Source organism: Lysobacter sp. 22409, assembly GCF_052045105.1.
Taxonomy (GTDB): domain Bacteria; phylum Pseudomonadota; class Gammaproteobacteria; order Xanthomonadales; family Xanthomonadaceae; genus Lysobacter; species Lysobacter antibioticus_B.
Map to the genome: position 1 here is coordinate 22,930 of NZ_JBQEOE010000044.1, position 10,418 is coordinate 33,347.

Consider the following 10,418-nt stretch of genomic DNA (forward strand, 5'->3'; position numbering starts at 1 on the left):
GGGTCGCCAGACCCGCGTATGCCATCAGGGGGAGGCCGGTGCGGCGGCGACCGCCGCGTCCTTGTCGCGGTAGATCGTCAATCCGTCGAGCGAGCGCGCCGGCGCCGGGAACAACAGGCTGGCGAGGTAGCCGAACACGATGCACAGCAGGATCGAGATCGCCAGATAGAAGTACGGATGCACCAGGCGGAACGACCAGATCACCAGGGTCAGCACGATGCTGATGCCGATGCCGATGGCCACCCCGGGCGAATTGGCGCGGCGGGTGAACATGCCCAGGGTGTAGGCGCCGGCGAAACCGCCGCCGAGCAGGCCGGCCAGTTCGATCGATACGTCGAACAGCGAATGGATGTCGAAGCGCGACAGCAACAGCGCCGCGCCGATGCCGACCAGGCCGACCGCGACCGTGGTGAGTTCGGCGACGAACACGCTTTTCTTGGCGGTGCCGCGCTTGGCCAGTTTCTCGTAGAAATCCACCGAGATCAGCGTGGCCACGCTGTTCATGATCCCCGACAAGGTCGCCATCGCCGCGGCGAAGATGCCGGCGATGATCAGCCCGGTGACCCCGACCGGCAGTTCGGCGGCGATGAACAAGGGGAAGGTGGCGTCGATCGGCAGCAGCGGGTTCATCCGCTCCGGGTGCGATTTGTAATAGACGAACAGCGCGGTGCCGATCATGTAGAACACGAAGCCGCCGGGGATCATGATCGCGGCGAAGGCCCAGATCGAACGCCCGGCCTCGCGGTCGGACTTGGTCGACAGGGTGCGCTGCATCAGCACCTGGTCCTTCGGGAAGGTCAGCACCACGTCGAACAGCACCAGGAACACGAAGCCCCAGACCGTGGCCTTGGTCATGTCGAAGCTGAAGTCGAACAGGTGCATCTTGTCTTCGGCGCGGGCGATGGCGAGGAATTCGCCGAAACCGCCGTGCAACTGCCAGACGATGAAGCCGATGGCGAACACCGCGCCGCCCATCTTGACGATGACCTGGACGAAATCGGTCCAGATCACCGCTTTCATGCCGCCCATCGCGGTGTAGACGATGGTGAAGCCGCCCATCAGCAGCACGCTCCAGAACACGCTGATGCCGGTGATGGTGGCGATCGCCAACGCCGGCAGGAACAGGATCACGCTCATGCGGCTGCCGATCTGGGTCAGGATGCACAGCGCGCTGGCGAGCATGCGGATCGCCGGATGGAAACGCGTCTCCAGGTAGGAGAACACCGACATCAGGTCGAGCCGGCGCAGCAGCGGTACGATCCAGATCGCCACGAAGATCAGCCCGAGCACCGCGATGAGGTTGTTGGTGAGGTACTGCCAGTTGCTCTCGAAGGCCTTGGCGGGAATGGCGATGAAGCTGATCGAGCTGGTGTTGGCGGCGTACAGGCTGACGCCGGCGGCCCAGAACGGAATGCTGCGGCCGCCGACGAAGAAATTGGCGGTCGAGTTGCGTTTCTCGCGCAGATAGAAATACAGGCCGATGCCGATCATGCCGGCCAGGTAGACCACGATCACCAACCAGTCCAGCCAGTGCAGCAGCAGCTTGTTGGCCTGCACTTGCGCGGTCGCGAACGCGGTGCGGCGGCCGTCGGCCGAGGGCTGCGTCCACAACAGGCCGTCGGGCCAGGCGGCGGTGAGCTGCGCGCCGGCCAGTTGCGCGCCCGGCAGCGGTGCCCAGGCGCTGGTGATGGTCTGATAGGTCATCGGCGTCGCCGCCGTGGCCCCCGGCGCGATCACCGGATACAGCACGTGGGCCTGGCCGAGGGCGCGGCCGGCACCGGGCAGCACCTGCCCCGGTACCGTGCCGGCCTGGCGCCAACCGTGTTCGGCCGACCAGCGCAACAGGCGGTCGGCGCCGCCGTGCGGGTCGGCGACGGCGACGAACAGGGAATGCGTCTGCACCACCAACGAGCGCGGCGCGCCGGCGCCCGGCCAGATCGCGACCGCACTCCAGGCGAGGCTCGCATCGGCGAGGCCGCGTTGGAACAAATGCAGCGCGCCGCCGGCATCGCGTCCGGCCACGAACAAGGTGTCGGCCGACAAGGCGCCACGCACCTGCGACAAGGCGGCCGGCAACGGCGGCAACGGGGCGAGGCGCAGGCCGCGCTCGTCGAGCGACAAGTGCGCGACTGCGGTGGCGTCGGCGCTGGCGTCGGAGACGATATAGGCGCGGGTGCCGTCGCCGATCAGCGCGGCGACCTTGGCCGTACTAGTAGCGGTATCGCGGGCGCGCAAGGCGGTCCAGGCGGCATCGTCGGGCGCCAGGCTCCAGGCGCCGTCGCGGGCAATGGCGACGGTGCGGCCGTCGACGGTGGCCACGCCGAGCAGCGGCGAGAGCGTGTCGAGCGCGGGCAGGCTGGCACTGCGCAAGGGCGTCAGCGGTTCGGCCTGCACGGGCGCGGCCACGATCGTCAGCGCGGCGCAGACGACGAGCAGGCGCCGCGCGATGCGCTGCGCGAGCGTGGCGAGCGCTCGGGGCGAGGGGGCGGCGGGGGCGGTCGGGTGATCGATACGCGGCGGGCTCATGTGCGCTCCGCGGCCGCGACCAGGGCCTGGGCGCGCTTGAGGAAGGGCAGGTCGATCATGCGGCCGTCGACGACGAAGACGCCACGGCCGTCGGCCGGCATCGCTTCGGCCGCGGCCAGCACGCGCCGCGCCGCGGCCAGCTCGCTGGCGCTGATCGCGAAAGCGGCGTGGGCCAGCGCGACCTGGCGCGGATGCACGCAGGTCTTGCCGAGATAACCGAGCCGGTGCGCGGCCTGCGCTTCGGCGCTGAAACCGGCGTCGTCGTGCAGGTCGGCGTAGGCGCCGTCGAGCGCGAACACCCCGGCCTGGGCTGCGGCCATGCGCACGGCGAACATCGCCGCATGCACGTTGGCGCGGTCGCGGCGGTCGATGCCTTCGGCCTCGAACAGATCACCCAGGCCGAGTTGCAGCCCGGCCACGCGCGGATGCGCGGCGGCGATCTCGGCGGCATGGGCGAGCGCGCGCGGGGTTTCGATGTTGACCAGGACCGGGATCGGCGGCGCGGCGGCGTTGTCGGCCTGGGCGCGTTCGATCGCCGCGACCGCCGCACGCAGGGCGCTCGCCGATTCGATCTTGGGCAGGTTGATCAGGGTCACGCCGGTGCGCGCGACCGCGGCGAGGTCGGCGGCGAAGTGCGGCGAGGCGGGGTCGTTGACCCGCACGATGACGACCTTGGGCGAGGCCGCCACCGCCGCCGAGCCAACGAAGGCCGCGACCGCGGCGCGCGCGGCGTCCTTGGCGTTTTCGGCGACCGCGTCCTCGAGATCGAACGACAGTGCATCGGCCGGACCGGCCAGCGCCTTGGCGAACAATTCCGGCCGCGACCCGGGCACGAACAGCTTGCTACGCATGGATCACCGCGGCGGGATGCGAATCGTCATGGGGCTGGAGTGTGCGACAAGCCGACCGCAGCAATCGCACAGGGCCGGCATGTTCAAACGATAGGTTTTGTTTCGATCCGCGCCGCCGGCGATCCGGCGCGCGGCCCCGGGATCGGCGGTTTCGGCCGGGCAACGTCGTCGAAGCGGCATCGATCCGGCGTCGAAGCGGCGGGAACGTTCCCCATCGGGCCGATGCAGCCGATAATGGCGCCTGTCCGCCCAGGTCCGCGCCCGTTCGCGTGCCGCCAACGAGCCGCCGATGACCTCCAGCCGCAGTTTTCCCGACTACCCCTTCCAGCCGCAGCGTTTCCAGGTCCGTCCCGGGATCGAGATGAGCTATCTCGACGAAGGCCCGCGCGATGGCGAGGTCGTGGTGATGCTGCACGGCAACCCGTCCTGGAGCTATTACTGGCGCAAGCTGGTGCTGGCGCTGCGCGACCCGAGTTCGGGCAAGGCTTATCGCTGCATCGTCCCCGACCATGTCGGCATGGGCCTGTCGGACAAGCCCTCCGACGATCCGGCAGTGCAGCCGCATTACGCGTACACCCTGCAATCGCGCGTCGACGACGTCGAGCGCCTGCTGCAGCACCTCGGCGTGACCGGGCCGATGACCCTGGCGGTGCACGACTGGGGCGGCGGCATCGGCTTCGGCTGGGGCCTCAAGCATTCCGAACAGATCAAGCGCCTGGTCATCACCAACACCGGCGCCTTCCCGCTGCCGGCGGCCAAGCCGTTGCCCAAGCGCCTGCGCCTGGGCCGCGATTCCGCGATCGGCACCGGCCTGATCCGCGGCTTCAACGCCTTCGCCGGCGGCGCCGCGCGCATGGGCGTGGTCAAGCCGATGCCGGCCGACGTGCGCCGCGCCTACCTGGCGCCGTACGACTCCTGGGCCAACCGCATCGCCACCTCGCGCTTCGTCCAGGACATTCCGCTCGGCGACGGCGATCTGGCCTGGCCGTTGGTGCAGGCGATGGGCCGCAAGCTGCCCGAATACGCCGACCGCCCGGCCTTCATCGGCTGGGGCCTGCGCGATTTCGTCTTCGATCATCACTTCCTCAAAGGCTTCACCGACGCGCTGCCGCAGGCGCAGGTGCACGCTTTCGACGACGCCGGCCATTACGTGCTGGAAGATCAGGCCGAGGTGCTGGTGCCGGAGATCCGCGCCTTCCTCGACCGACACCCCTTGAGTTGAGCCGATGACGAACCCGACGCCAGCACCCGTCATCGAAGCAGGCGCCATCGAAGCAGGCGCCGCTGCGGCGAGCCGTAGCGACACCTGCAACATCGCCGCTGCGTTGCCGGCCTGCGCGGCGCAGTCGCCCGAACGGGTGGCGATGCGTTGCCCGGGCACGCGCCGCGGCGACGGTCTGGCGAGTTACGACGTCGAGCTGACCTACGGCGAACTCGACCGGCGCAGCGACGCGATCGCCGCCGGCCTGGCCAAGCGCGGCATCGTGCGCGGCACCCGCACCGCGGTGATGGTGCGGCCGTCGCCGGAGTTCTTCCTGTTGATGTTCGCTCTGTTCAAGGCCGGCGCGGTGCCGGTGCTGATCGACCCGGGCATCGACAAACGCGCGCTGCGGCAATGCCTGGACGAAGCCGAGCCGGAGGCCTTCATCGGCATTCCGCTGGCCCACGTCGCCCGCGTCGTGCTCGGCTGGGCGAAGTCGGCGCGCATCCGCATCACCACCGGCCGGCGCGCCTTCCTTGCCGACGACACCCTGGCGCGGGTCGAGCGCGACGGCGAAGGCGCGCCCTCGCAGCTTGCCGACACCCGCCCCGACGAAGTCGCCGCGATCGTGTTCACCAGCGGCTCGACCGGCGTGCCCAAGGGCGTGGTGTTCCGCCACCGCCATTTCGTCGCCCAGATCGACATGATGGGCGAAGCCTTCGGCATCGCCCCCGGCGGCGTCGACCTGCCGACCTTCCCGCCGTTCGCCCTGTTCGATCCGGCGCTGGGCCTGACCTCGGTGATCCCCGACATGGACCCGACCCGGCCGGCGCAGGCCGATCCGGTCAAGCTGATCGATGCCATCCACCGTTTCGGCGTCGACCAATTGTTCGGTTCGCCGGCATTGATGGCGGTGTTGGCCAAGCACGGCCAGGCCTTGCCGGGCGTCAAGCGAGTGACCTCGGCCGGCGCGCCGGTGCCGCCGGAAACGGTGGCGGCGCTGCGCGAGCTGTTGCCGCGCGACGCCCAGTTCTGGACCCCGTACGGCGCCACCGAATGCCTGCCGGTGGCGGTGATCGAAGGCCGCGAACTGCAGTCCACGCGCGCGGCGACCGAGCAGGGCGCCGGCACCTGCGTGGGCCGTGCGGTCGAGCGCAACGAGGTGCGGATCATCCGCATCGACGATGCCGCGATCGAACACTGGTCCGACGACCTGGTGTTGCCGGACGGCGTGGTCGGCGAGATCACCGTGGCCGGCCCGACCGCGACCGACAGCTATTTCCGTCGCGATGCGGCGACGCATCTGGCCAAGATCCGCGAAGTGCGCGGCGGGCTCGACCGCATCGTCCACCGCATGGGCGACCTGGGCTATCTCGACGGCGAAGGCCGGCTGTGGTTCTGCGGGCGCAAGACCCATCGCGTCGAAACCGCGAGCGGCCCGCTGTACACCGAACAGGTCGAGCCGGTGTTCAACACCCACCCGAAGGTGCGCCGCACCGCCCTGGTCGGCACCGGCGCCTTCGGTGCGCAGACCCCGTTGCTGTGGGTGGAGCTGCATGAACCGCGCACCGCGCGCGCCGAGTGCGAGCGCATCGCCGAAGAACTGCGCGCGATCGGCGCGGAGCACGCGCATACCGCGGGTATCGAGCGGATCCGTTTCCATCCGGGCTTCCCGGTCGATATCCGCCATAACGCCAAGATCGGGCGCGAGAAGCTGGCGGCGCAGGCGCAGAAGGGCTGAAGCGGGCTGCGTCGGATCGACGCAGGTCGAGGCGCGCACCGGCGGGACTCGGCTCTTGGTGCTTCGGGGCGAAAAGCAAATTCCCCCTGGCCCCCCTTTTGCAAAGGGGGGAACTCGATAAGGGGAGCTCGATAGGACGGGGCGACGAGGCTCCAAGAGCCCGATAGACGGCGCAGCGACGGCTATCGCTGTTGCCCCCTTTGACAAAGGGGGCGAACGGCCGCGCAGCGGACGTGGGGGATTTGCTTTTTCTTCGCCAACGCACGGCGAAGGCCGTCGCGCGCAGCCTATGATGCGCAAGGTTTCCGCAGCCGCGCGCTGCACTCACGACTTTCACGGATGCAGCAACGATGAAGATATTGGTCACCGGCGGCGGCGGTTTTCTCGGTCAGGCCCTGTGCCGCGGCCTGGTCGCGCGCGGGCATGAGGTGGTCAGTTTCAATCGCGGCCTGTACCCGGCGCTGGAACCGCTCGGCGTGATCCAACTGCGCGGCGATCTCGCCGATCGCCAGGCCGTGATCGATGCCGCGCAAGGCTGCGAGGCGGTCTTCCACAACGCCGCCAAGGCCGGCGCCTGGGGCAGTTACGAGAGCTATCACCAGGCCAACGTGGTCGGCACCGAGAACGTGCTCGCGGCCTGTCACGCCCACGGCATCGGCAAACTCGTCTACACCTCGACCCCGAGCGTGACCCACCGCGCCACCCATCCGGTCGAAGGCGGCACCGCCGACAGCGTGCCTTACGGCGAAGGCTTCAAGGCCGCCTATGCGACCACCAAGACCATCGCCGAAAAGGCCGTGCTCGCCGCCAACGGGCCGGACCTGGCCACGGTCGCCCTGCGCCCGCGCCTGATCTGGGGCGTCGGCGACAATCAGTTGCTGCCGCGCCTGGTCGAACGCGCCCGCAGCGGCCGCCTGCGCTTCGTCGGCGACGGCCACAACCGCATCGACACGACCTATATCGACAACGCCGCGCAGGCGCATTTCGACGCCTTCGAGCATCTCGCCCCGGGCGCGCCCTGCGCCGGCCGCGCCTACTTCATCAGCAACGGCGAGCCGCGCACGGTGCGCGAGACGGTCAACGGTTTGCTCGCCGACAAGACCCTGCCGTTCCGCGCCGCCTACGCCATCGGCGCGGTCTGCGAGCTGCTGTGGACGGTGTTGCCGCTGAAGGGCGAGCCGCCGATGACGCGTTTCCTCGCCGAGCAGTTGTCGACCACGCACTGGTACGACATGGCGCCGGCCCGGCGCGACTTCGGCTACGTGCCCCAGGTCGGTTTCGACGAAGGCCTGGCGCGGGTGCGCGCCCACCATGCCCAGGCCGGCGGCGCGGCCTCGACATCCGCGTAACAGCCGGCCGGCGCGCGCCGGCTAGAATGGCCGCATGACCGACACCGCCTCGCCCCTGGACGCGCTCAAGCCGATGGCCGGCCGCGCGCTCGAAGCCGCGCTGAACCGCGCGCTCGCGCTCGATCCCGACACCCGCGAAGCGCTGCGCCCGCTCGACGGCCGCAGCGTCGCCCTGCACCTGGCGTCGCCGCCGCTGGCGCTGCGCATCGTGGTGGCCGGCGAGCGCCTCGAAGTCGGGCCGGTGCGCGACAGCGACGAACCCGACCTGTCGGTGCGCAGTACCCTCGGCGCGATCCTGTCGCAGTTGCCCAACCTGCTCGGCGGCGCGCGCAACGATCATGCCGCACCGGTCGGCAAGTTGCGCATCGAGGGCGACGCCGATCTGGCGCGGCGCCTGCAGCGTCTGGCCGAACGCTTCGATCCGGACTGGCAGCAACCCTTCACCGCGGTGTTCGGCGATGTGATCGGGGTGCAGGTCGCCAATACCGTCGCCGGCGCCTTGCGCCACGCCCGCGATGCCGCCGGCGCCTTGGCCGGCAACGCCGCCGAATACGTCACCGAGGAATCGCGCGACGTGGTCCCGCGCGATGAGTTGAACGCCTTCCACGACGATGTCGACACCTTGCGCGACGACGTCGAGCGTGCGGCCGCACGCGTGGCGCGCTTGCGCGACCGCGCAGGACGCAGCGCATGAGGTCGGCGGTGCGTGCCTGGCGTATCGGCCGCGTGCTGCTGCGCTATCGCCTCGACGACCTGCTCGACGGCACCCCGGTCGAGCGCTGGCTCAAGCTTGCGCGCCCGTTCGTGCCGCGCGCTTCCGACGAGATCGCGGCGATGTCGCGCGGTGCGCGCCTGCGCCTGGTGCTGCAGGAGCTCGGGCCGATCTTCGTCAAGTTCGGGCAGATCCTCTCGACCCGGCGCGACCTGGTGCCGCCGGACATCGCGATCGAGCTGGCGCTGCTGCAGGACCGGGTCGCGCCGTTCGACGGGGAGACCGCGCGCAAGATCGTCGAGGACGCGCTCGAGCGCCGCATCGGCGAGGCCTTCGAATCCTTCGACATCGAACCGCTGGCCTCGGCCTCGATCGCCCAGGTGCACGCGGCGCGGTTGCCGGCGCAGGACGGCAAGCCGCCGCGCGAAGTCGTGGTCAAGGTGTTGCGTCCCGACATCGAGGGCAAGATCGCCGGCGATATCGCCTTGCTCAAGGCGCTCGCCGCCCTGGTCGACCGCGCTCATCCCAGTGCCGACAAGATCCGCCCGCGCGCCATCGTCGCCGAGATCGAGAGCACCCTCGCCGCCGAACTGGACCTGCAGCGCGAAGGCGCCAACGCCAGCGTGCTGCGCCGTTTCTGGGCCGACAGCGACGACATGTACGTGCCGGAAGTGATCTGGTCGCACACCGGCGAACGCGCGCTGACCCTGGAGCGCGTGTACGGCATTCCGTCCGACGACATCGCCGCGCTCGACGCCGCCGGCATCGATCGGCGCGCGCTCGCCTCCAAGGGCGTGCGGGTGTTCTACACCCAGGTGTTCCGCGACAATTTCTTCCACGCCGATGCCCACGCCGGCAACATCTGGGTCGACAGCGACCCGGCGCGGCGCAGCAATCCGCGTTTCATCGCCCTGGATTTCGGCATCATGGGCCAGTTGTCGGACGAGGATCAGTACTACCTCGCCGAAAACTTCATGGCGATCTTCAACCGCGACTACCGCCGCATCGCCGAGTTGCACGTGCAGGCCGGCTGGATTCCGCCGCACATCCGCATCGACGAGCTCGAAGCGGCGACGCGTGCGGTGTGCGAGCCCTACTTCACCCGACCGCTCAGCGAGATCTCGCTGGCCGAGGTGCTGGTGAAGTTGTTCCGCACCGCGCAGCGTTACGAGTTGACCCTGCAGCCGCAGCTGATCCTGCTGCAGAAGACCTTGCTCAACATCGAAGGCGTCGGCCGTCTGCTCGATCCCAAGCTCGACATCTGGGCGGTGGCGCGGCCGGTGCTGCAGCGCATCCTGCTGGACCGCTACAGCCCGCAGCGGCTGGCGAGCGAGTTCCGCAAGCGTTTGCCGGAGTTGGTCACGCGCGCGCCGGAGATGCCGCGCCTGCTGCACAGCTGGCTCAACCAGCAGGTGTCGGGCCAGCACGAATTGAAGATGCGCTCGCAGGACATCACCGACCTAAATCGCACGATCAAGGATGCGGTGCGGCGCACGGTCGCGGCGATCCTCGGCACTGGCCTGCTGGTGGTCGCGGCGGTGCTGTACGGCATGGAATCGGGCGGCCCGAGGTTCTGGTCGATCCCGGCTTCGTCGTGGATCGCCGGGCTCGGCGGCCTGTGGGCGTTGCTGGCGGCGTGGCCGCGGGGCAAGAGCTCGGGTTGACGAGAGGGCTTGTCTGGTTGGTTCAGAGGCCGAAGCTCTTCGCGGTAGCGCCGGCGTGTGTGCTCGCGTGGTCGCGGCTTATGACCGGAGGAAATCCAGTCGGACGCCGCTCCTGCAGGGGATGGATTTGCCGCGTTGCGTTGTAGGCTTCGCCTTTGTAGGAGCGACGTGAGTCGCGACCGCGGGACGCGCGGAGGTGACAAGGCCGGTGGCGTGAATCGAAGCGACGTGCTTTCGCCTGGGTAGGAGCGGCGCGAGCCGCGACCGCATTGTTTCGGCTTTGCAGCGTATCGCTCAAGCAAGATCAAGATCTAGATCAAACGCTTAAAGCTTCCGCCACTAAAGCGGCGGGTTACTTTCTTTTGTCATAAGCA

The 10,418-nt window shown here is 69.3% G+C and carries 7 protein-coding genes; 5 read left to right on the forward strand and 2 right to left on the reverse strand.

The window, feature by feature from the left end:
- Window positions 1–24 precede the first annotated feature (24 nt).
- Complete coding sequence (locus ACTJJK_RS19175; RefSeq protein ID WP_440730980.1) at window positions 25–2,526, reverse strand: sodium:solute symporter family transporter; 2,502 nt, start codon at window positions 2,524–2,526, stop codon at window positions 25–27.
- On the reverse strand, window positions 2,523–3,377 hold the full coding sequence (locus ACTJJK_RS19180) for an HpcH/HpaI aldolase/citrate lyase family protein (RefSeq protein ID WP_440730981.1): 855 nt from the start codon (window positions 3,375–3,377) through the stop codon (window positions 2,523–2,525). Before ACTJJK_RS19180 ends, ACTJJK_RS19175 begins: the two co-directional genes overlap by 4 nt.
- 289 nt (window positions 3,378–3,666) lie before the next feature.
- On the opposite strand from ACTJJK_RS19180, the gene ACTJJK_RS19185 reads away from it, so the two are divergent.
- The 5 genes from ACTJJK_RS19185 (at window position 3,667) to ubiB (ending at window position 10,044) form a co-directional block, all read left to right on the forward strand.
- Entirely contained in the window at window positions 3,667–4,599 is a 933-nt protein-coding gene (locus tag ACTJJK_RS19185) for an alpha/beta fold hydrolase (RefSeq protein WP_031372805.1), read from the forward strand.
- A gap of 4 nt (window positions 4,600–4,603) precedes the next feature.
- Window positions 4,604–6,319, forward strand: coding sequence for an olefin beta-lactone synthetase (gene oleC, locus ACTJJK_RS19190; RefSeq protein WP_081931038.1), 1,716 nt, complete (start codon window positions 4,604–4,606; stop codon window positions 6,317–6,319).
- Window positions 6,320–6,669: 350 nt separating this feature from the next.
- On the forward strand, window positions 6,670–7,668 hold the full coding sequence (gene oleD / locus ACTJJK_RS19195; RefSeq protein WP_440730982.1) for a 2-alkyl-3-oxoalkanoate reductase: 999 nt from the start codon (window positions 6,670–6,672) through the stop codon (window positions 7,666–7,668).
- A gap of 34 nt (window positions 7,669–7,702) precedes the next feature.
- Window positions 7,703–8,362, forward strand: coding sequence for a ubiquinone biosynthesis accessory factor UbiJ (locus tag ACTJJK_RS19200; RefSeq protein WP_031372802.1), 660 nt, complete (start codon window positions 7,703–7,705; stop codon window positions 8,360–8,362).
- Window positions 8,359–10,044, forward strand: a complete 1,686-nt coding sequence (ubiB, locus tag ACTJJK_RS19205; RefSeq protein WP_440730983.1) for a ubiquinone biosynthesis regulatory protein kinase UbiB — start codon at window positions 8,359–8,361, stop codon at window positions 10,042–10,044. The genes ACTJJK_RS19200 and ubiB overlap by 4 nt, the downstream gene beginning before the upstream one ends.
- The last annotated feature ends 374 nt before the right edge of the window (window positions 10,045–10,418 follow it).